The organism is Halomonas zincidurans B6, assembly GCF_000731955.1.
Classification (GTDB): domain Bacteria; phylum Pseudomonadota; class Gammaproteobacteria; order Pseudomonadales; family Halomonadaceae; genus Modicisalibacter; species Modicisalibacter zincidurans.
Genome location: NZ_JNCK01000001.1, coordinates 2,225,336 through 2,247,170, shown reverse-complemented (window position 1 = coordinate 2,247,170; position 21,835 = coordinate 2,225,336). Strand labels below are relative to the sequence as shown.

The following is a 21,835-nucleotide window of genomic DNA, read 5'->3' as shown; positions in this document are numbered from 1 at the left end:
TTATTTTGTTGTTTCACCGTCCGGTGGCTCTCCGCTGGGAGGCGGTGACAGCGTCTGACCGGGCGGGGCATCGCGGGGTAGGGCGGGTTGCCTAGCCGGCTGTTGGGTTCGGGTCCCCGGCAGTACGGTTGCTGCCGGGTCTCCCTTAGATTCTTCGTCTCGCGCTCCGCGATCCCATGGCACTGCCATGGCGGCCGTGTCCGCTGCCGACAACAGCGAGTCATGGCTGAGGTGAGCATAGCGCTGGGTGGTCTTCACCTGGGTATGACCCAGCAGCTTCTGTACCTCATACAACGAACGCCCCGCATTGATCACATAGCTGGCAAAGCTATGGCGCAGATCATGAATACGCACGTCGCCTAACCCCGCCTTGTACCGCGCCGTGTCCCAGCTGTGAAAGATGCTCACGAACGGCTTGCCGGTCTTGGGGTTGGGAAACAGATACTCATTGCCCGCCACGCGCGGCAGTCTCTCCAGCAACGTCAGCATCCCCTGCGACAGCGGGACGTGTCGCGTGCGCCCGGTCTTGTTGAACTCGATGCGCCACAGGCGCTTGTCCCGATCCAGATCCGACCAGGTCGCATCCAGCACTTCGCGCTTGCGCGCCCCGGTCAGCAACAGCATGGCGATGATGTACGGCAGCAGTGGGTTGGGTGAGGCTTCCAGGGCCTCGAACAGCCGCAGCGCCTCGTCGTCCTTCAGATAACGCTCCCGCTTGTTGTTCTCCGGGTACAGCGGAATCCCCGCCGTGGGGTTCCGGCTAATGCCCTCCACCTCCCATTTCAGCGCGCAGTTGAAGATATAGCGGCACAGGATGATCACCCGGTTCGTGGAGCCCGGTTTATGCGTGGCGCGGTGCGCGCTGAACACCTCAATCAGGTGCTGTCGCTTGATCTCGTCCAGGTACAGCTTGCCGAGCTTGGGCAGCACATGGTTACGCAGCAGGCACTCATCGGTCGACCAGCTGCGCTTGTAGCCCTTGATGTGCGGCATGTACGCCGTCTCCACGAAGTCGGCGAACGTCGGAACCTGCTTCAGGGTACGGCGTTGCTCGAAGGGATCTTCTCCCATCGCCACCTGGGCCAGGACATCGTTCGCTGACTTGCGCGCCTCGCTCAGCTTCATCACCGCCGTAGTGCCCAGTTTGCGCTCCACCAGCGTGTCTCGGGCATCGCGGTAGCGGATATAGAACGCCTTGTGGCCGGAAGCCAGCACCTTGAGCGATAACCCCTTCACCTTGTCATCGTAGTAATCGATGCGCGCCTTCCCGGCGGGGCAGGCGGCATGCTCGACAAAGTGCTGACTGAGCGCGGCTTTAGGCATTATGATCTCCATCGGTTGTTAAATTGGCGGATAAGTCACAAAAGCTATCTATCGATGTATTTAGTGGCATATTAGCCCAATCGATCCTGGAGTCAAGACACCATGTACGAAACGACCCGTTTGGCCATCGCCCTGCGCATGGCGCGTGCGGCCTGCCAACTGACCCAACAAGAGCTGGCCTCCGCGTTGGGGGTGACCAAAACCGTGATCGCTCGCAACGAAAAACCCGATATGGCGATGCGTGCCGATACCTTGGTGCGGCTGATCTACGTCATGCGCGAGCACGGCGTCGAGATCGATGTGTTCAGCACCCTGGACAGCGTAAGGCTGTACACCACCGGGGAGCATCTCGATGCCACCGCCATGCGGGTCGCCCGTGCCGCGCTCAATCTGAACCAACAGGCGTTTGCCGACACCCTCGGACTGACCAAGCCGATCGTTACCCGCGGCGAGCGTCCCTCCAGCATCATGCGCTCCGATGTCATGGTCACGATGCGCCATGAGCTGAATCAGCGTGGCATCCAGATCGACTGGATACCCATCGTTCAGGATCTGACGGTGACGGTGCGTCCGCGCGCGGTGGCAGCCATCGACGCCCTGCAACAAGGTGAGGCGCTACCCGGCGAACCGAACGAGGAACTAATACCGACCTCACTGGCCGAAAAGCTGCGTGGTGAGACCACGGCGAGCCATCGGGTCGAAAAGCGTCAAAGACACACCGATAGGGAGTAACCGTGACATTTCGGCGCCAACGGCCTGGGACAGCCCAGTGGAAATGTGATGGAAAAGTGGAAAGCGATAGGAATCCAATAAAAACAGCCGGTTAGGCTGAAATAGCGGTCTCGGAAGGGAGGCGGTGTGGCGGATAAAAGTGGAAATGTGATGGGAAACGCCAGAAACGGCTGTTGAAGCAGGGAAAAAGGGTAATTAAAACAGTTAGTTGCTTAAAGCCGATGCTAGGACGCTCACTACAGGTGTCGATAATCTGACCGGTACTGAGGGCGACGACACCTTCTTGGCGGCCGAAGTCGACGTTTTCAATAATTTCGATTCTATCGATGGTGGTGCTGGCCGTGACACGCTTCGCATCGATGCTAGCTCTGCAAATGCTATTAACGGTGACATTTCCAACATCGAAGTGCTGAGTGTTGAGGGTGACACGTCCGCTACTTACGATGTTTCTACTCTTGATGGCCTTGAGCAGATCAACTTTGTAGGTACGACGTCAGCGCCTAGCGTTACTGGCTTGACCGCTAACCAGACGGTTAGCTTTACCGATAGCGAAGATGCAAACGCCACCGGCGGTCTTGTATTTACCAACTTGACCGTGGCTTCCGGCTCGACTGTCAATGTGGCGCTGCAGGATTCCATGGTGAATTTCAATATCACCGCAGCTTCCAATGCCGTCGACACATTGAATGCCACCACCAAGGGTACCTCTACCCTTAGCTTGACCGGTGGGACAGCTCCCGCTCTTGCAGCTAACTTGGCTACTTTTGCTGTTGCAGCTTCCGGCGAGCTGACCCTTGCGGGCGGTAGCATTGGTTCTGATGTGGATGGCGAGGTCACCTTCAACGCCTCTGAGTCAACTGGCAACATCACAGTTACAGATGCTGTTTTGGATAACGTGACCAATGTCATGGGTGGCGCAGGCAACGACGACTTCGGTGCGCTCAACGCAGCAACTTCCGTCGAAGCCGGTGCCGGCGATGACACCATCGACCTGTCTAATAACAGCGCAGAAAGCATTACCGTGAACGCTGGTGCCGGAGACGACCGCATTCTTGTGGGTGGCCTGGCTACCGTTTCAGGCAGCATCGATGGCGGTGAAGGCAACGACACCGTCGTCCTGTCCGATTCAAGCTTCAGCACCCAGGGTTACGATCAGTTCAGCGTCCTTCAGAATGTCGAGAGTCTTGAGTTCACCGCTGCGGATGCCACCGTTGATGCCGCTCAGCTGTCTGGATATAGCCAGTTCACTTTCACTGCTTCCGCTGCGAACGTGACTGTCAGCAACCTTTCAGCTCAACAATCAGTGATTGTTGAGGGCGACAACGCTGGCACAGCGCAGACGCTGAATCTTACTGAAAATGTGGCGAGCACAGTCAACGTGGCCTCTCAGTATGACGCAACCGTTGATGCAAACACGGCTAGTACTGTCACGCTGACTGTTGCAGATGCTGATTCTGCAGTCACTGCCGACACGCTGAACCTGTCGGGCAACGGCAACTTCAGCTTCGATAATAGCGCAGGCGAAACCTTCGCATCCGTCGATGCGTCTGCCATGACCGGTGAGCTGACTTACACCAACGTGATGGCTGTTGAAGAGTCCATCACGCTGGGCGCCGACAATGGTGTCGACACGCTGAACGTCGCTGGTGGTTCTACCTACGGCAGCATGGATGTCATCACCAACTTCGACAGCACTATCGACGGAGATGCGGATATTACCGCTGATATGCTGACCGGCATCACGGGAGCGTATGCTTCGGTTGACGCTTCCGAGGCCACCAGCCTTAATGACGCTTTCGCCACCGCAGCGGCTGACGGTGCAGCGTCTACTGGTGTGTTCTTCCAGTTCGAAGATAATACCTACGCATTCTCCGACACTAGCGGCAACAGTCAGTATGACGACGCTGATTTTGCTATCCAGATCGTCGGTACTCACGACCTGTCTGCTAACAACGACGCATATACTGCTCCTGCAGTATAAGCTAAGTTTTAAACAGACTTTTCGAACGAAACCCCCAGCTTCGGCTGGGGGTTTTCTTTATGGCGATACCTCGCGAAAATCTCCTGAACTCTCGTTCCACGCCAACCCAAAGGAAACCGCATGAGCCAATGGATCGCGGTATCCCGCACCCAACACGCCGACAGCTACTTCTGGCCCCGCCAGGGCTATGGCTTCGCCGCCCAGGAACAGGTCGTGCCGATCCTGATCGCCGAGCTGACCAAGCTGTTGCCGCATTACACGCTGGGCTTTATCCAGCAGGGCGAAGGCTCTCACCAAAGCTCTCATCAACATTATCAGCCCGTCGCCCTGACCGGGCTGGGTGGGGAGCGTAACCTGTATGTGCATTCCGATGGTCGCTGGCTGGCGAGCTACGTGCCGTCGATCCTGTGGGGTTATCCCTTCCGGATGGCCAAGGCCGACAACGACCAGCCGGTGCTGGCGATCGAGCAGGACAGTCTGACCGACGAGCCTTCCGCCCAACCGCTGTTCGACGAAGAAGGCAACCTGACCGACAAGGTCCAGCAGACGCTGAACTTCCTCACCCAATGCGACAAGAATCGGCAGGTCACCCATGCGGCCAGTCGTGTATTGGGCGAGAGCGGGTTGATCGAGCCTTGGCCGCTCAAGCTCGAACGCGGGGAAGGGCAGGAACCGCTCACGGTGCAGGGGCTGTATCGCATCAACGAGAAGGCCTTGAATGAGTTGGACGCAGAAAGCTTCGCCAATCTACGTAGTCATGGTGCGTTGGCGTTGGCCTATGCCCAGCTGTTTTCCATGAGCCAGCTGTCGCAACTGGCTGAGAGAGCGAAGTTTCACGCCAAGCAGCAGACAGGCCAGCCGGAAGCCGAGAATATCGATAACCTGTTGGGAGGTGATGACGACGATTTGACCTTCGATTTTGGCGATTGATCCTGCCGAATCATCACCAAGGAGCCACTTTATGGCAAAGCAAGACGTGAAACAGCAAACGATCCCCCCACTGTCAAGCTAGTTGGAGCCTCAGCAGCTGTTAGACTCTGAACGATGTGGGGCGTGACGAGGTTCCGATGAAGTACTCCGATGAACGCCGGGAAGCCATCCTCAAGAAGCTGCTCCCGCCGAACAACCGCACGATGTCGGAGGTCGCCCAGGAAGAAGGCATCTCTGCAGCCACGCTGCACACCTGGCGCAAGAAGGCTCGCCAAGCGGGCCGTTTGCTACCTGACCAGAGCGATGATCCCGAGGGCTGGAGCTCGCAGGACAAGTTCCATGCCGTGCTGGAGACGGCGGCCCTCAGCGAGACCGAGCGAGCCGAGTATTGCCGGCAGCGTGGCTTGTATCCCGAGCAGATCCAGCGCTGGCGGGCGAGTTGCGAAGGCGCCAACGACCGGAGCGATGCCGCTTCGAAGCAGCAGAGTGACGCCCGCAAGGCGGAGCGCCAGGAGAACAAGGAGCTCAAGCGTGAGCTACGCCGCAAGGAGGCTGCGCTGGCAGAAACCGCGGCCCTGTTGGCGCTGCGAAAAAAGGCCCGAGCGATCTGGGGGGACGAGGACGAATGATCAGCCCCTCAGATCGCCAGGATGCCATCAAGCTGATCGATGAAGCGCGTGCCCAAGGGGCACGCCTGCAACCGGCATGCGCTGAACTCGGCATCGGTACCCACACTTACCGCCGCTGGATACGGGGCGATCAGGATCGCCGGCCTCAGGCCGTGCGGCCCGTCCCGCGCCACGCGCTGTCGCCGGAGGAGCGTCAGCAGGTACTGGAGACCTGCCATCGTCCCGAGTTCGCCAGCCTGCCGCCTGGTCAGATTGTGCCGCGGCTGCTGGACGAGGACGGCCGCTATGTGGCGTCAGAGTCCAGCTACTACCGCATCCTCCGGGCGCATGGCGAACAGCATCCTCGCGGTCGCGCTCGTGCCCCACGTCCCAAGGACGATCCGCAGCGGCACCGCGTGACACGTCCCAATACTTGTTGGAGCTGGGATGTCACGTATCTGCCGACTCAGGTGCGTGGGCAGTTCTATTACCTCTACATGATCGTCGACATCTACAGCCGCAAGATCGTCGATGCCGAGGTCTTCGACCAGGAGTCCATGGCCAACAGCAGCGAGGTCATACAGCGCGCCGTGCTGCGGGAGGGCTGCATCAACCAGCCGCGGGTGTTACACGCCGACAACGGCTCCGCCATGAAGGGCTCGACGCTCCAGGCGACACTGCAGCGGCTGAACATCACTCCGTCGTACAGCCGCCCCCGGGTTTCCAATGACAACGCCTTCTCGGAGTCGCTGTTTCGAACCTGCAAGTACCGGCCCGACTACCCGAAGGACGGCTACGAGAGCCTGTCAGCAGCGCAGCAGTGGGTGACGCGCTTCGTGCACTGGTACAACCACGAACATCGCCACAGCGCCATTCGGTTCGTCACCCCGGGTGAGCGGCATGCTGGCCAGGATGATGAAGTGCTGGCCAGGCGAGACGCCATTTATGCCGAGGCCAAACGCCGGAGCCCAGGGCGCTGGAGCGGTGCCACTCGCAACTGGTCACCGCGCCGGGCGGTCTGGCTGAACCCGGACCAGGAAGACCCGCTGGTTCAACGCGATCAGCGATTAGAAGCCGCCTGATTACAGGTGCCAACAAGCTTGACAGGCATCGCCCGCAAGGGGCTAAAGCGAGTGCCACCTGTTACTCGCTGATCGAAACCGCCAAGGCCAACGGCCTGGAGCCATCCGCTTATATTCACCATGTGCTAACGCACATAGCCGATGCGGTTACCCTCGAACAACTCGAAACACTCTTGCCCTGGAACGCGACGCTGCCCGCTTCAAAAAAAGTGGCTCAATACGGTTAGGGCAAGTGGGTCGGTTTAACGGCGCTTACGTTGCGTCTGGCTCAAGCGGGGCCTTGTGGTTACGTTTGGCGGGTGTCGCTGGTATTCTGCTCCACCACCAAGTCACCAGGTTATAGCTTCGATAAGTGATAAATCAAAAATACACATGACCCATATAGAGAAAATATTTTATGAAGGTTAGAGCTTATTATTGGCACCATGGAGTAATGCCTAAGTGGAAAATAAAGATTAGAGACGTGGTCAGGCGGGATGGGTTTAAATATTTCGAGACTGGTAACGCGGGCGATATCTTAAACAGAAACATTATTGAGTCTAAATATAACGCCAGCCCGGTAAATATCTCACAGGAAGGGCGGCGGTTGCTAATGATAGGCTCCGTTTCTCATAGGGTTAAAGATGGAGATGTAATTTGCGGGGTTGGTACTCAAGGGAAAGCTGATGATATTGAAAAAAAGAGCGATGTAAAGATTTTTGGCCTTCGAGGACCAATAACGTATGATGAGTTTAAAGAAAAAGGATATGACGTATCTAATGTGAGCTTCCTCATGGATCCAGGGCTTCTTGTGCGTTTTATGTACAGTGATGAGTCAATCCAGCCGGAGAAAGGTAAAGTGATTTTTATACCTCATTATAAAGAGAGGAGATATTATAGGGCTCTTCGACGTTTCATGTGGATTTGGCCTGATCCAGCAGGCTCCCCACCGGGCTGCCAATCAGATAGATCATGGTGATGAAGTAGCCCTCGTTGCGGTACCCGCGAGCCCGTGATCGGGCGGCTTGAAACAAGCTGTTCATCCCTTCCAGTCGTGCATTGGTCAGCGCCGATAGCCAGCGCCGAATGACCCGGTCGGCATGCCGTTCCAGGGTGTTCAACGCCTTCCTGACCGGCGCCAACAGGGCCTTGTCCGCGATCGCCTCCCGGGCGAAATTAAGGAAGTGGGTGATCCGCCAGCGGGCCCCGCGAGGGGTGGGCGCCTGCTGAATCCAGCGCAGCTTCTCCTTGATGATCCAGGCATCGGCCGTGGCGCTTTCGTCAGCCAGCAGTTCCTGCAAGGCGGTGATCTGGTGGGGCGTCAGGTTGTCGGATTCCGCGTTGCGCAGGACGGCCCAGCGCAGGTGCTTGGGGTGTGGCTGTTCGCGCCGCTCACGCTTTCTGACCTCATCCAGGGCGCGCGTGAAGGTCTGCACGATATGAAACCAGTCAACGGTGACCTCGGCGTTGGGTAACTGCGCTTCCACACCCTTGAGGAACGCCGGCGACATGTCGCAGACCACCTCCAGCACGTTGCCGGGATCGCCCTGATGCGCGGCCAGGAAGTCGCTGAAGGCCTCGACCGTGGCCTTGCCACGGCCCGGCACGGCGAAGAGCACGGGCTCGGTCTTGCGCTGCATGTCGAGGAACACGGTGACGTAACGATGGCCGCGCTTGGCCGCGGTTTCATCCAAGCCCACGGCCTTGACCTCGGATAAATCGAGTTGCTCGAGCATGCAACCGACATAGTGATGCACGATGCGCCACAGACGCTTGTCGGTGATCTCGATCAGGCGGGCGGCGGCCAGCACCGGCATCTCCCGGACCAGGGCCATGGCGGCCTGCTCGAACAGCAGGGTGAAGTCGCTCCCGGGACGCGCCCAGGGCACCTCGACACGTTTGATGCCATGTTCGGGACACTTGGCGCGGGGCACCCGAGCATGCAGGTAACAGTGATGCTGAAAGAAGTTCAGATGGCGCCAGGTCCTGGTGGTGAAGTCATGCGCAGGACAGGCCTTGCCGCACTCAGGGCAGGGGTAAAGACTACCTCGCTCGGCTTCGACATGGAGGTCCAGACGGTGAGGTGACACGGCAGTATCCAGGTGCTGATCCTTGAGAGTCCAAGGTGCTTCAAGGCCCAGGCCAAGGGTCAGAATCTGCGTACTGTTCATGTCCTGCCTCCTGTCCATGTGGAGGTCATATCCTGGCCCAGTTCAAGGGACGAATTCCACACCCAACGACGAAGAGCCTATTATAGAAAGATCGAAGGCAAAGGCAATATGAAGATGGTTGATATAGATGCTTCTCCTGAAGATATATGCCGTGAAATACTAAGCGCTGAACACGTATTTAGCTCATCTCTGCATGGCATTGTGTTTTCGCATGCATTAGAGAGACCTGTTACGTTTGTACAGCCTATTCATGAATCCTTGTTGAAATTTAAAGACTATTATTCTTCTATTGGAATAGATTTGCCTAAGCCATTAGAGGGGTTTGAGGGAAAATTCATGTCAGGGGTTGGCCTGAGCCCTGTAACGCTTAATTATATGGAAGAGGATTTCTTAATGCCTGGCCCTGAATATCTCAAGAGTGCAGGGGTTATGGTTCGGTAACTATAGTATATTCTATTTGACAAGAGATACCATATATCTCTTTGCAATTTTTTTTGTTATTTTTATATCGCCGTTTTTCCTGGCCTTTACAAGCTCGCTACGAAATTCGGAGTATCTTTTAAGCTTGTACAGGGCGTTTAAGTAGGAGTTTAGGTTTAGCTTTAAAAAATCGGACAGTATTTTTGGCGAGACTCGCTCTTTAAGCAGTTGATTTGATTTTATTGCGTTTAAAAAGCCGTAACCTTGCTTGGCTATATGTTCATAATCGTGTCTTGCACGGTGATGATCAACTGATCGCATCTGAGAAGTAGCATAGCCACAGTATCGAGTTTTCATGTGGCAAAGGGCGCGAATAAAAAATTCGATATCTTCTTTTTGTCGCAAGTTTTCTTTAAAGCCCTTGAGTTTTAAGAATTCCTGTGTGGGCATCATTATCGTATTGGTATGAATCCATCCCCGGTCGGAGAGGTATTCGTTCAGAGAAATTGCGTCCAATCTTTCTTTCGGTGAGGGCAATGTTAGGGTCTTGTTCTCTGAGGTGATGTTTCCCCCAACAACGATTTCCTTGTAATTTTGGGTCTCTATGTATGCTGAGGCTCTATATTTTATAGAGCCTTCAAGAAGAAGGTCGTCTGAGTCGAGAAAGCATAGCAGTTCCCCAGTAGCCAGCCGCGCTCCAAAATTTCTAGCAGCAGATTGCCCCGCATTTTTAGATAATTCTCTTACGGATACCTTTTCCTCGGAAGAGTAGTGCTGTGCTATTTTCTTGAAGCTACCATCGGTGGATGCATCATCGACAACGATGCACTCTATGTTTTCATAGTCCTGTTTGATAACACTATCGATTGCTTCGCATACATGTGGCCAGCGGTTGTAGCTGGGAATGACAATGGAGACTCGTGGGCAAGCTTCAGGTTGGCTATTCATAATATGAGTTTTGTGGAGTATATGTGCATGTTATTTTGCCTCAGATGGTTTGGCAATGATAGGACTCGAGGTCACTCTCACCCCCCTCCACCTTGCATCATCGGGGCCCAGGTTCCTTCCATAAGATCCTCGAATCGGGGTTTCGTGGAAGCGAATTCATACGCGATGGAAGCCTGCGCCAAATCGGGAACAAGTTCCCACCCACGAAAGCCTTTAGGCTGACGGCGCGTGATTCTCCTTGCGGTCGATCCTGATTTCAAGCTGCATCGAGGCGGTTGAGGGTGACGGGACGGTCGGGCTCTAGCGCTGCGAGACCATGCGGTTCTCGCAGCATTTGATGACATCTTTCAATGTTCCTAACTGATTGACTTATACCTGAATCCGTGAGACTGACCCCCTGCAGCGCTTCTAACCTACTGACCTGCATGGCAATATAGCGAATATCGTCATTCACCCAGACAGTGCCATGCCCAACGTCACGTTTCGCGCCAGTCGCCGTACCCTCACCAGCCACGCCGGGCTATCCCGGATATTTCATCAGACATGAAAAAAGCGGCTGAAAATCGGTTATAATTCAAGCTCCTACACAAGAATCAACCGCATCAACCGCCATGACGAAATGTACCATGCCGACCGCCTCGTTTCCACGCTGTAAAGGCCGCCAGGTCACCGCCGGTTTCGACGGCGGTGAGATCACCTCCGATGGCGGTGTCCTGCTGCTTCGCCAGCTCATCTATCAAGCGATAGATTTCGGACTTTGCACCCACATCGACGCCGCGCGTCGGCTCATCGAGCATGAGGACCTTCGGGTTGGCTTCCAGCAAGCGTGCCAGCAACACTTTCTGCTGGTTGCCGCCCGATAGGGCGCCCACGGCCTGCCTGGGCGAGGACGTACGAATGGCGAGGTTTCCGATCGCCTTCTTCGCCCGTTCGGCGGCGGCGGCGATATTGCGGATGCCGCCAGGTCGGGCATCGTGCTCGGCCACGGCCATGCTCACGTTGTCGGAGATGGACATGTCGAGAAAGAGCCCCAGGGCCTTGCGGTCCTCGGTGAGGTAAGCGATGCCCTTGTCGAGGGCATCACGCGGCGATTTCGGCGTTACGGTTTCACCGTTCAGGACCACCTTGCCGCTCGTGGCGGGGTCGGCGCCGTAAATCAGGCGCAGCAGCTCGGTACGCCCCGAACCAACGAGTCCGGCCACGCCCAGGACCTCGCCCCTGTGCACATCGAAGGAACAGCCTTTGACCGTCTTGCCGTCCCCCATGTTTTCCACGCGGAGAACCACGTTGCGATTCGCTTCGGCAGGTTCATGCGCCTTCTTGTAGAAGGACGAGATATCGCGCCCGACCATCATCGCGACCAGGCGTTCGGCATCGAGTTCGTCCTGTTCAAGCGTGCCGACATAGGTGCCGTCGCGTAGTACCGAGCACCGGTCGGACAGGCGATAGACCTCTTCCATGCGGTGAGAGATGTAGATGATCGCGATGCCCTCGCGCTTGAGCCCTTCTATGACCCTGAAGAGGTTTTCGGTCTCGCGGCTCGACAGCGAGGTCGTCGGCTCGTCCATCACGATGATTCGGGCATCGGTGGATAAAGCTCTTGCGATTTCCACGAGCTGGCGCTCACCCAGGGACAAGCGGCTCACGGGCGTCTCGGGAGAAAAGCCGATGCCCAGCCTGTCGAGAATCGGCCGTGATTCCGCTTGCATGGCGTGACGGTCGACGACACCGACGCGCGCCTTTTCCGCGCCCAGGAATATGTTTTGCGCCACCGTCAGGTTCGGCGCCAACGAGAGCTCCTGATAGATGACGGCGATGCCGTGAGCCTTCGAGAGCCGGGTATCGCCGGTCGGCATCACGCGGCCCGCGACGCGCACTTCGCCACCGCTGTCGGGAGCGAGGGCACCTGACAGGACTTTCATCAGGGTGGACTTTCCCGCGCCGTTCTCGCCCATGAGGGCATGCACCTCACCGGCCCAGGCGGTCAGCGCCACGGACTGCAGCGCCTTGACGCCTCCGAAGGTCTTGCAAATGTCGGTCATCTCCAGGAGAGGTTCATCGCTCTTGTTCATCAACGCCTCCCGCCGTCTTGGCGATCGTGTAGCGAACGCCTTGGCTCTCCAGCAGCTTTGCATCGTTGTCGTCGAGGCCGTCGTCGGTGATCAGGTGCGACACACGCCGGAAGGGCAGTGCCACGAGGGGAGGGGACTCCTTGAACTTGCGGCTATCGACGAGAAGCACGACTTCGTTGACCCGGTCGGCGAAGTGCTGCACGAAATGGACAAGCAGCGGATGGGATTCGAGGATGCCCTGCGCGCCGACCCCGAGGGCGCCGACAAAGAACTGCGAAGCGAAGAAGGTCTGGTCGTCGCCGGCCGGATCGTGCAGGATCCCCGGCTCGCGATGCAGGTCGCCGCCGCCCAAGGTCAACTGGCAGCTTCCGAACTCGGACAGATAGGCGGCCAATGGCATCGAGTGCGTCAGGATGCGCACGTTCCAGTCGGCAATGAGCACGCCGAAGTGGAAGCAGGTCGAACCGGCGTGAACGACGATCAAGCTGCCTTCGCGTACCCGCTGGCTGGCCTCGCGGGCAATGGCCCGCTTGGCGTCGACGGCGATGTCGCGGTTGTCGGAAAAGGGCAGGGCGACGGCGCGCTGGTGCGCCGACTCGATGGCAGCGATACCGCCGTACACCTTGCGTGCCAGTCCCGCTTCGTCCAGCTTGTCGATGTCGCGGCGTATGGTGGCCGCCGAAACGCCCAGCATGTGCGTTAACTCTTTCACCGACATGAAAGGACGTTCTTGAAGGATCAGCTCGATCTTGGCTTGGCGCGCATACTCGCTCATGAATTGGCCTGAATGATTCTGCTTGTTCATAGGTGATTGAGAATCATCATATGCGCGGACGAGGGGTTTTGCGCATTGAACTTTATGCGCGAGACTTTGGTATGGGTGATCGAGCCGGATCGTCACGGCGAGTCGCGTGAGGGAAGACCTTCATGGGCGCCCGCGTTGCGCTCCGGGCGGGCTCCCGGGCGGTTGCGGACTCGGGCGCCGCCGGGTCGGATGAGGCGGTTTCGCGGTTTCGCGGTGTCCCGGGCAGGAGGGCTTGGCGGATGCCCGGCTCATCTCGCACCCGGCCAGGTGGCCCGCGCAAGCCGGGACGCCTGCTTCTGCAGGGCCGGCCTCAGGTGTCCGTGTCTTCCCGGGCGGAGAGGCGCGGATCCTCGGTCTCCTCGTCGAGCCAGGTGCCGCAGCGCCGGCAGTAGCGGGCGTCGTGATCGTGGTGGTCGAGGCCGCAGCCGGGGCAGGCCTCGTTGGAGTAGCGCTGTTCGCGCAGCGAACGAATCACCTCGGCGGAGAACACCCCGGTGGGCACGGCGATGATCGAGTAACCGACCAGCATGACCACCATCGAGAGGAACTGCCCCAGCGGGGTGACCGGGGTGATATCGCCATAGCCCACCGTGGTCAGGGTGACCACGCCCCAGTAGACCGCTGTGGGGATATTGGTGAAGCCCGCTTCGGGGGGCTCGATCAGATACACTACGCTGCTGAAGATAATCACGATCATCAGCACGGCGAACAGGAACAGCAATATCTGATGCCAGCTTCTCTTCAGGGCATCGATCAGCAGCCGGCCCTCGCCGACGAACTGCATCAGCCGCAGCACGCGGAAGATGCGCAGCACACGCAGCAGCCTCACCACCAGCAGCGACTGGCCCCAGGGGAGCAGCAGGGCTAGCCAGGTGGGCAGGATCGACAGCAGGTCGACCACGCCGTAAAACGACGTCAGGTACTTGAGGGGCCGCTCCAGGCAGTACAGGCGGGCCGCCAGTTCCAGCGTGAACAGTAGCGTGAAGACCCACTCCGCCTCGTAGAAGAGCGTGCCGAACGCACCGCGATAGCCTTCGACGCTATCCAGCATGACCACGGCCACGCTGGCCAGGATCATCAGGATCAGTACGACATCGAAGCCCTTGGCCAGGCGGCTGTCCGACTCGAAGATGACCTGAAATAGCTTCGTGCGCAGGCCTGCCTTGGCAGGTCGTAAAGAAGACAAGGGCGCTCTCCTGTCAATGTGGTCGCTCGTCGGGGAAGGCGCGTCTACTTCTTCCAGAACGTGGGCGTGAACAGCACGATCACGGTGAGGATCTCCAGGCGTCCCATCAGCATTCCAATGCTCAGCAGCCACTTCGCCGCATCGGGCAGCGAGGCGAAATTTCCGGCCGGTCCGATCACGTCGCCGAGCCCGGGACCGACGTTGGCCACTGCCGTGGCCGCGCCCGAGAGCGCGGATACCATGTCGAGTCCCAACATGGCCAACCCGAGGGCGAGACCGGCGATCGTCAGGAAGAAGAAGAACGAGAACGCGATAACCCCCCTGATCACTTCATCCGGCAAGCGCCGCCCATTGTAGCGTTGGGGAAAGGTGCCGTTGGCGTGCACCAGAAAACGCAACTGATTGGTCAGCATGACCTGGCCGATCTGGAAGCGGAATATCTTCATGCCGCCGCTGGTCGAGCCGCTGCAGCCGCCGATAAAGGTCAGATAGAAGAACGCGACGATGAACAGTGCGCCCCAGGTCGTATAGTCTTCAGAGGCGTAACCCGTCGTGCTGACGATGGAAGTCACGTTGAAGGTGACCTGGGTCAGCGCCGCAAAAGGCTCCGTGCCCTGGGCGATCCTGTAGCCGGTAAGAATCGTTATGGCAACCAGCAGCAGGTAACAGAGGCCGATGACCTGCTGGTCTCGCCAAAGGGCGCTGCGGGTCTCGCGCAGCGCGCGTATGTAGATGACGAAGGGCAGTGAGGCGCAGAACATGAACAGCGAAGCCAGCCAGAGTATTTGCGGCTGGTTGCTATAGGCGCCAAAGGATGCATCGGTATTGGCGAAACCGCCCGTGGCGACCGTGGTCATGGCATGCACGATGGCATCGAGGGGAAGCATGCCGGCCAGCCAGTAGGAGATCGTCACGATACCGGTGAAGCCCAGGTAGATGGCTCCAGTCGCCTTGGCGATCCCACCCGCACGGGGCAGCACCTTGTCTGACCAATCGGAGGACTCCGTCTGGAACAGGCGCATCCCGCCGACCTTCAAAAACGGCAGAATGGCGATCGCCATGACGATGATGCCGATGCCGCCCAGCCACTGCATCATGCCTCGCCAGAGCTTCAGCCCGTCCGTCAATCCATCGATGCCGACCAGGATGGTGGAACCCGTCGTGGTGATGGCGGAAACGGATTCGAACACGGCATTGGTCAAGGAGAGATAGGGCGTACCCAGAATGAAGGGCAGGCTGGCGAAGCTGGAGATCATCACCCAGCTCAGGGTAGTGAGGATGAACATCTGGACGGGGCGCAGCTCGATGGGGATGCCGCGGGTCAATACCAGCGTGGGCAATGCAACCGCCAGGATGATACCGATCGACAGCGCGAACGCCCGGGCTTCCAGAGCGCCCTGCAGGGTCAGGAGGATCAGCGGAGCCAACATGAATAGCGCCAGCACCAGCAGCAGCACGGCCAGTATTTTCGCGACCGGGGCGATTGCGTGAACCGCCTTCGAGGCATGCCGTCGAGTCAGGCTGGGCAAAGGAGGATCTCCTGCGGTCTATTTGCCCGCAACGCCATGTAGGCCGTTCATTGGGCTGGCTTAAAAATAGCTTGCTTTGACCTGTAAAAGGCGTTCGATTTCCTGGATGCGACGCTTGTCGAGAAGGAAGAGTATGAGGTGATCGTCGGTTTCGATGACGACGTCGCTGTGGTCCAGAATGACCTCGTCACCTCGAGCGATGGCACCGATCATCGTTTCGGCGGGAAGCGGAATGTCCTCTATTCTGCGGCCAACCACTTGCGACGAGTCTGCATCGCCATGGGCAACGGCCTCTATGGCCTCGGCCGCACCGCGGCGCAGCGAATGAACCTTCGCCACATCGCCACGCCGAACATGTCTCAGTATGCTGCTGATGGTCACTTGCTGCGGAGAGATGGCGATGTCGATTCTGTCGCCCTGGATGAGCTCGACGTAGGCCGGGTCGTTGATCAGGGTCAGGACCTTTTGCGCGCCGAGTCGCTTGGCCAGCAGCGACGACATGATGTTGTCTTCGTCGTCGTTGGTCAGCGCGCAGTAGATATCGCAGTCGTCGATGTTTTCCTCGACGAGCAAGTTCTTGCGCGTCGCGCTGCCGTTGAGCACGACCGTTTCCGTCAGGCGCTCGGCCAAGGTCTGAGCGCGCGCCGCGTCGATCTCTATCAGCTTGACATGATGGTCGCCTTGCAGCTTTTTTGCGAGTCGCTCGCCGATGTTGCCGCCGCCGGCGATGATCACACGACGATACCCCTGCTCCGCCCTGCGCAACTCCTTCATGACCGCGCGAATATCCTTGCGGGAGGCGATGAAGAAAACCTCGTCATCCGTTTCTATGACGGTGTCGCTCTGCGGGGTGATCCCTTTGCCGCGGCGATAGATGGCCGCCACGCGTGTGTTCACGCTGGGTAAATGCTCTCTCAAGGTGGAGAGTTCCTTGCCGACCAGGGACCCGCCGTAGATGGCCTTGACGGCGACGAGCTGGACCTTGCCCTTGGCGAAATCGAGCACCTGCAGGGTGCCGGGGAATTCGAAAATGCGATAGATGCTATCGGTGACGAGTTGCTCGGGGCATATGGTAAGCTCGATTCCCAGCGCCCGTTCCGAGAATAGTTCGTCGTGCGCCAGGTAATCATTGTCGCGCACGCGCGCTATCTTGGTCGAGGCGTTGAAGAGGGTATTGGCGACCTCGCAGGCCAGCATGTTGAGCTCGTCGGAATCGGTGACGGCGATCAACAGGTCCGCCTCATCGCATCCCGCTTTCCTGAGTACGCTCGGATGAGACACCTTGCCCTCTACGGTGCGTATGTCGAGTCGCGCGGTGAGATCGCTCAGCCGGCTGGCAGAAATGTCGACGACGGTAATTTCATTACCTTCACGCGCCAGGTACTCGGCCAGGCTGCTGCCAATCTGATCCGCACCCAGGATAACGATCTTCATAAGTTTTTCCTAAACCAATCGTTTGGGCTCACCGTAAACCACTCCATGACTTGCATGCTCTCACAAGGGCGCTCCACAGCGCACTGCCCATGGGGGCGGCTCAACGCGCATCCAGCGCAGCGAGCAGGGCGAGGCTGTGCTGGCCGAACGAGGGCGTCAGCCATTGCGGCTCGGCGAGGGCGTCGATGAGCCGGCGGGCCGGCTGGCGGATCGCCGTGGTCAGGCTGGTATCGTCGGCGAGCGAGTCAAAGGCCTCCCGGGCCCGGGATAGGCATTCACGCTCGCCGCTGTCACTCAAGGCATCGAGAGCGGCGATCGCCAGGTCGCAACGTTGTCGCGGCGTGGCGGCGCGCCGCTCGGCGGCGCTGGCCAGGGTCGGCCGGCGGCCATCGCACAGCAGCGCACCGCGGGCTGCCTTGCTGGCATTGGCCGGACGCAGCGCGACATGGTCGGCGAGCGCCTCGGCAAGTCGCCACAGCTCGCTCGGCGCGCCCCGCTTGAGCTCGAGTTCCAGTTCGTTGATGGCCACGCGGCGTTGTCCGGCGCGGATCTCGCCCTGGTCGAGGGCAACCTCGATCGTCGTCTCGGCGTCTTCGACCAGCCAGCGGGTGCGCGCGAAGTCGGTGGCAAAGCGTGGCTCGAGAGCGAGCAGCACGTCGCGGCCGAGCGCCTGCATCGGCGGCAATGCCGCGAGACCGGCAAGGTCGAGAGCCTGCTCGCTGACCGGCCATTCCCATTCGCCGCGCGAGGAGAGCCCGCCGGAGCCTTCGCCGGCGGTCTTGAGAGTCTGCAGGATGCGCTGCGGAGTGCGCCGCAGGCGCAGCGCCACGCGCTGACGCTGCAGATCGCCGGCGGGCGTGTCGTAGTAGCTGTTGATCAGCGTTTCGCGACGTGCACTGAGCCCGGCGAGACGCGGATGAGCGGCGAGCCGCTGGGCTGCGCTTTCGCCCAGGACCAGCTTGAGTTCGATTTCCCTAGCCATCGTGACGCTCTCTTGCAAGTAAAAGCGATTAATTTTTCATGACGTTGCGTGTCGCAGTCACTATACTGTCGCCGCCATTTCCAACCGACGAATGATGCTCATGGTGACTTCCAACCCCTTCTCGTCGTTGTTCGGGCGATCGCCGTTTCAGCCGTTGCTGGCGCACATCGTCAAGACCAGTGAGTGCGCCGATCAACTGTTGCCCTTCTTCGACGCCTCCCAGGCCGGCGACTGGGACGAGGCCGCCAAGTATCGCGAAGCGGTCACCGATCTTGAGCACGACGCCGATATGCTCAAGACCCAGTTGCGGCTCAACCTGCCCAACACGTTGTTCCTGCCGGTGTCGCGCTCCGACCTGCTGGAACTGATCAGCGTGCAGGACAAGATCGCCAACAAGGCGCGGGACATCACCGGCATCATGCTGGGCCGGCGCATGCAGGTGCCGGCGGAAATGGCCCAGCCGATGCGCGACTACCTGCGTACCGCCGTGGCTACCGTAGCGCAGGCGCGCAAGGCGCTGGAAGAGCTCGAGGAGCTGCTCGAATCCGGCTTCGGCCGCAATGTCTCCGACCTCATGCACAACCTGATCCGCGAGTTGCACGAACTCGAGCATCAGGCCGACGACCAGGAGATCGCCATTCGCCGCCAGCTGTTCGAACTCGAAGCCAAGCTGCCGCCGGTGGATGTGATGTTCCTCTATAACATCATCGACTGGATTGGCGATCTCGCCGACCGCGCCGAACGCGTCGGCAGCCGTCTGCAGATCCTGACCGCACGCTGAGGCTGCGGCGCTCGACGCGCACCGGTCTCGCTTCACGCCACCCTAAAGAACGCGTGCCTATGTCCATCATTGCGCAGTACGGCGATGTATTCATCATCCTCGCCAGCATCTTCGGTTTCTTCATGGCCTGGGGGATCGGCGCCAATGACGTCGCCAATGCCATGGGAACTTCGGTCGGCTCCAAGGCCATCACCATTCGCCAGGCGATCCTGATCGCGGTGGTCTTCGAATTCCTCGGCGCCTGGCTGGCCGGCGGTCAGGTCACCGAGACCATCCGCAAGGGCATCATCGATCCCACCTTGTTGACCGAGGAACCGCAACTGCTGGTCTACGGCATGCTGGCTTCACTACTGGCCGCCGGGCTGTGGCTGTTGATTGCCTCGACCCGCGGCTGGCCGGTGTCGACCACTCATTCGATCGTCGGCGCGATCGTCGGCTTCGCGGTCGTCGGGCTGGGCTTCGATGCGGTGAGCTGGCCCAAGGTCGGGAAGATTGCCGCCAGTTGGGTGGTGTCGCCGCTGCTGGCCGGCACCATCGGCTTCGTGCTGTTCCGCTCGGTGCAGCTGCTGATCTTCGAAAACCGCGACCCGTTCGCCGCGGCCAAACGTTATGTCCCGGGCTACATCTTCCTGGTCGGCTTCATCATATCGATGGTCACGCTGGTCAAGGGGCTGTCGCATGTCGGTGCCGACTTTTCGTTCATCGAGAGTCTGCTGATTTCGATCGCCATCGGGGTCGCGATCATGGTGCTGGGGATCTTTCTCGAGAATCGCGTCAATCGCGACAAGAAGCGTCGCGGCGACAGCTTCGGCTTTTCCAGCGTCGAGCGGATATTCGGCGTGCTGATGATGTTCACCGCCTGCGCCATGGCCTTCGCCCACGGTTCCAACGATGTCGCCAACGCCGTCGGTCCGCTTGCCGCAGTGATCAGCGTGGTCCAGTCCAGCGGCGAGATCGGCAAGGCCGCGGCGCTGCCCTGGTGGGTGCTGGTGCTGGGCGGTGGCGGCATCGTCATCGGCCTGGTCACCTATGGCCACAGAGTGATCGCCACCGTCGGCACCGGCATCACCGAGCTCACCCCGAGTCGCGGTTTCGCCGCGACGCTGGCCGCGGCCACCACCGTGGTGCTGGCCTCGGGGACCGGGTTGCCGATTTCCACCACCCATACGCTGGTCGGCGCGGTGCTCGGCGTGGGCCTGGCACGCGGCATGGCGGCGCTCAACCTGCGGGTGCTGGGCACCATCATCATGTCTTGGCTGATCACCCTGCCGGCTGGAGCGGGGCTGGCGATCCTGTTCTTCTTCATGTTCAAGGGGATGTTTGGCTGACGAGCGACGAGCTGCGAGCTGCGAGCTGCGAGCTGCGAGCTAAATGCTGCCGAAGCCCGAAGCCGCTCTTTACAGCGCCCCGAACCTGGCGCTCGAAGCCCGAACGGCGGCACCCGAGAGGTGCCGCCGTTTTCGCGCCTCTGATATAGTCCCTCTGATATAGTCGCTGCTTACCCGCCATGCGCCGCGATGCGTGGTCGCTATCTACATTCCGCCTCCGGGGGCCCGGCTTGAACACGCGCTTTCCCTTCGTCGACTGGTTCCGCAACTCATCGCCCTACATCAACGCCCATCGCGGGCGTACCTTCGTCATCCTCATCGAAGGCGAAGCGATGGCCAACGGGCGCGGCGAGCAGTTGATCCAGGACCTGGCATTGCTGCATACCCTGGGCGTGCGGCTGGTGGTGATCTACGGCATCCGCCCGCAGGTCGACGCGGCGCTCGACGCGGCGGGCATCGTGGCCGAGCGTCACGCCGGGCGCTGGGTCGTCGACCACGCGATCATGCGCTGCGTGGAGCGTGTCGCCGCCGAACAGCGGCTGTGGCTCGAGGCGCGGCTGTCGTTGGGGCTGCCCAACACGCCGTTGCATGGCGTCGAGCTGACCGCGGTGTCGGGCAACCTGGTAATGGCCAAGCCGCTGGGCGTGCGCGGCGGTATCGACTTCGACCACAGCGGCGAAGTGCGCCGGGTGCGTGCCGCCGCCATCGAGTCGCTGCTCGACCGCGGCACACTGGTGGTACTGCCGCCGCTGGGTTTTTCCAGCACCGGCGAGGTGTTCGACCTAGACGCCGCCGAGGTGGCTCAGCAGGCCGCCGTCGCGCTCAAGGCCGACAAGCTGATCCTGCTCGGCGAGGCCGACGGCCTGCGCGACGACAGCGGGGCGTTGCAGCGCCAGCTGACCCCGGGCGATGCCCGGCCGCTCGGTGAGGCCGCCGCGGCCGGCAGCGAGCTGGCCCGCCACCTGGCGGCGGCTTGCGAGGCGGCGCGGCACGGTGTGGCGCGCACCCATCTGATCTCCTGGCACGACCATGACGCGCTGCTCGGCGAGCTGTTCACCCGCGACGGGGTGGGCACGATGATCACCCAGCATCGCTATGAGCAGCTGCGCCCGGCGGGGCTTGGCGACATTGCCGGCCTGCTCGAGCTGTTACGCCCGCTCGAGGAGCGCGGCATGCTGGTGGCGCGTTCGCGCGAACGCCTCGAGCACGAGATCGACGACTACCTGGTCATCGAGCGCGACGGCATGATTATCGGCTGCGCGGCATTGCATGCGTTCAACGACGCCGCCATGGCCGAACTGGCCTGTGTCGCCGTGCACGACGACTATCGTGGCGGTGCACGCGGCGCGTTGCTGCTCGCCGAGCTCGAGCGACGCGCCAGGCGCGACGGGATCGCCGCGCTCTTCGCGCTGACCACCCATACCGCCCACTGGTTCTTCGAGCACGGCTTCGGGCTGGCGGATATCGAATCGCTGCCGCCGCTACGCCGCGAGGCCTACAACTATGCCCGCAAGTCGAAGATCCTCGTCAAAAGCCTGAATTGA

The 21,835-nt window shown here is 59.9% G+C and carries 17 protein-coding genes and 2 pseudogenes; 10 read left to right on the top strand and 9 right to left on the bottom strand.

Translation table 11 applies throughout. The features are described from left to right. Positions 1-1,323: a tyrosine-type recombinase/integrase gene (locus tag HALZIN_RS0110575; RefSeq protein WP_084173510.1), complete on the bottom strand. Its 1,323-nt coding sequence runs from the start codon at positions 1,321-1,323 to the stop codon at positions 1-3. Between the two features lie 120 nt (positions 1,324-1,443). On the opposite strand from HALZIN_RS0110575, the gene HALZIN_RS0110570 reads away from it, so the two are divergent. From HALZIN_RS0110570 to HALZIN_RS17895, 6 genes and pseudogenes are all read left to right on the top strand, one after another. Continuing rightward, a complete protein-coding gene (locus HALZIN_RS0110570) occupies positions 1,444-2,055 on the top strand; it encodes a helix-turn-helix domain-containing protein (RefSeq protein WP_150113109.1) in 612 nt (203 codons plus the stop codon). A 208-nt stretch (positions 2,056-2,263) separates the two neighbouring features. Next, entirely contained in the window at positions 2,264-4,036 is a 1,773-nt protein-coding gene (locus tag HALZIN_RS0110565) for a beta strand repeat-containing protein (RefSeq protein ID WP_031384186.1), read from the top strand. Between the two features lie 120 nt (positions 4,037-4,156). Continuing rightward, complete coding sequence (locus HALZIN_RS0110560) at positions 4,157-4,966, top strand: SapC family protein (RefSeq protein WP_031384185.1); 810 nt, start codon at positions 4,157-4,159, stop codon at positions 4,964-4,966. Between the two features lie 137 nt (positions 4,967-5,103). Beyond that, a pseudogene (locus tag HALZIN_RS0110550) lies at positions 5,104-6,656 on the top strand (IS3 family transposase). Between the two features lie 35 nt (positions 6,657-6,691). Then, positions 6,692-6,883 (top strand): annotated as a pseudogene (locus HALZIN_RS17530) (transposase domain-containing protein); the annotation flags it as partial. A 170-nt stretch (positions 6,884-7,053) separates the two neighbouring features. After that, the gene (locus tag HALZIN_RS17895; RefSeq protein WP_150113108.1) at positions 7,054-7,614 is read left to right on the top strand and encodes a hypothetical protein; all 561 of its coding nucleotides are present in this window, start codon (positions 7,054-7,056) and stop codon (positions 7,612-7,614) included. Here the strand turns inward: HALZIN_RS17895 and HALZIN_RS0110545 are convergent. Continuing rightward, positions 7,550-8,806, bottom strand: a complete 1,257-nt coding sequence (locus HALZIN_RS0110545) for an ISL3 family transposase (protein ID WP_031384182.1) — start codon at positions 8,804-8,806, stop codon at positions 7,550-7,552. The genes HALZIN_RS17895 and HALZIN_RS0110545 overlap by 65 nt on opposite strands. Here HALZIN_RS0110545 and HALZIN_RS17525 point away from each other — a divergent pair. Further along, positions 8,738-9,247: a polysaccharide pyruvyl transferase family protein gene (locus tag HALZIN_RS17525; protein WP_328286632.1), complete on the top strand. Its 510-nt coding sequence runs from the start codon at positions 8,738-8,740 to the stop codon at positions 9,245-9,247. The two genes, HALZIN_RS0110545 and HALZIN_RS17525, sit on opposite strands and share 69 nt — an antisense overlap. Before the next feature lie 12 nt (positions 9,248-9,259). Here the strand turns inward: HALZIN_RS17525 and HALZIN_RS17520 are convergent, their stop codons facing one another. The 7 genes from HALZIN_RS17520 to HALZIN_RS0110515 form a co-directional block, all read right to left on the bottom strand. Then, positions 9,260-10,174 (bottom strand): glycosyltransferase family 2 protein, encoded by a 915-nt coding sequence (locus tag HALZIN_RS17520; protein ID WP_084173508.1) that lies wholly within the window; start codon positions 10,172-10,174, stop codon positions 9,260-9,262. A gap of 602 nt (positions 10,175-10,776) precedes the next feature. Further along, positions 10,777-12,246, bottom strand: coding sequence for a sugar ABC transporter ATP-binding protein (locus HALZIN_RS0110540; protein ID WP_084173506.1), 1,470 nt, complete (start codon positions 12,244-12,246; stop codon positions 10,777-10,779). Further along, positions 12,230-13,147: a DeoR/GlpR family DNA-binding transcription regulator gene (locus HALZIN_RS0110535; protein WP_231664776.1), complete on the bottom strand. Its 918-nt coding sequence runs from the start codon at positions 13,145-13,147 to the stop codon at positions 12,230-12,232. The genes HALZIN_RS0110540 and HALZIN_RS0110535 overlap by 17 nt, the downstream gene beginning before the upstream one ends. A gap of 214 nt (positions 13,148-13,361) precedes the next feature. Next, positions 13,362-14,237: an ion transporter gene (locus HALZIN_RS0110530; RefSeq protein ID WP_031384179.1), complete on the bottom strand. Its 876-nt coding sequence runs from the start codon at positions 14,235-14,237 to the stop codon at positions 13,362-13,364. A gap of 44 nt (positions 14,238-14,281) precedes the next feature. After that, the gene (locus tag HALZIN_RS0110525; protein WP_031384178.1) at positions 14,282-15,766 is read right to left on the bottom strand and encodes a TrkH family potassium uptake protein; all 1,485 of its coding nucleotides are present in this window, start codon (positions 15,764-15,766) and stop codon (positions 14,282-14,284) included. Between the two features lie 60 nt (positions 15,767-15,826). Continuing rightward, positions 15,827-17,200, bottom strand: coding sequence for a Trk system potassium transporter TrkA (gene trkA, locus HALZIN_RS0110520; RefSeq protein ID WP_031384177.1), 1,374 nt, complete (start codon positions 17,198-17,200; stop codon positions 15,827-15,829). Positions 17,201-17,300: 100 nt separating this feature from the next. Then, on the bottom strand, positions 17,301-18,182 hold the full coding sequence (locus HALZIN_RS0110515) for a CYTH domain-containing protein (RefSeq protein WP_031384176.1): 882 nt from the start codon (positions 18,180-18,182) through the stop codon (positions 17,301-17,303). A gap of 100 nt (positions 18,183-18,282) precedes the next feature. On the opposite strand from HALZIN_RS0110515, the gene HALZIN_RS0110510 reads away from it, so the two are divergent. The 3 genes from HALZIN_RS0110510 to argA all read left to right on the top strand — a co-directional run bounded on the left by HALZIN_RS0110510 (position 18,283) and on the right by argA (position 21,835). After that, entirely contained in the window at positions 18,283-18,963 is a 681-nt protein-coding gene (locus HALZIN_RS0110510) for a TIGR00153 family protein (RefSeq protein ID WP_031384175.1), read from the top strand. A 59-nt stretch (positions 18,964-19,022) separates the two neighbouring features. Further along, positions 19,023-20,291, top strand: coding sequence for an inorganic phosphate transporter (locus HALZIN_RS0110505; RefSeq protein ID WP_031384174.1), 1,269 nt, complete (start codon positions 19,023-19,025; stop codon positions 20,289-20,291). A 230-nt stretch (positions 20,292-20,521) separates the two neighbouring features. Beyond that, positions 20,522-21,835 carry an amino-acid N-acetyltransferase gene (gene argA / locus HALZIN_RS0110500; protein ID WP_031384173.1) on the top strand — a complete coding sequence of 438 codons (1,314 nt, stop codon included), beginning with the start codon at positions 20,522-20,524 and terminating at the stop codon, positions 21,833-21,835.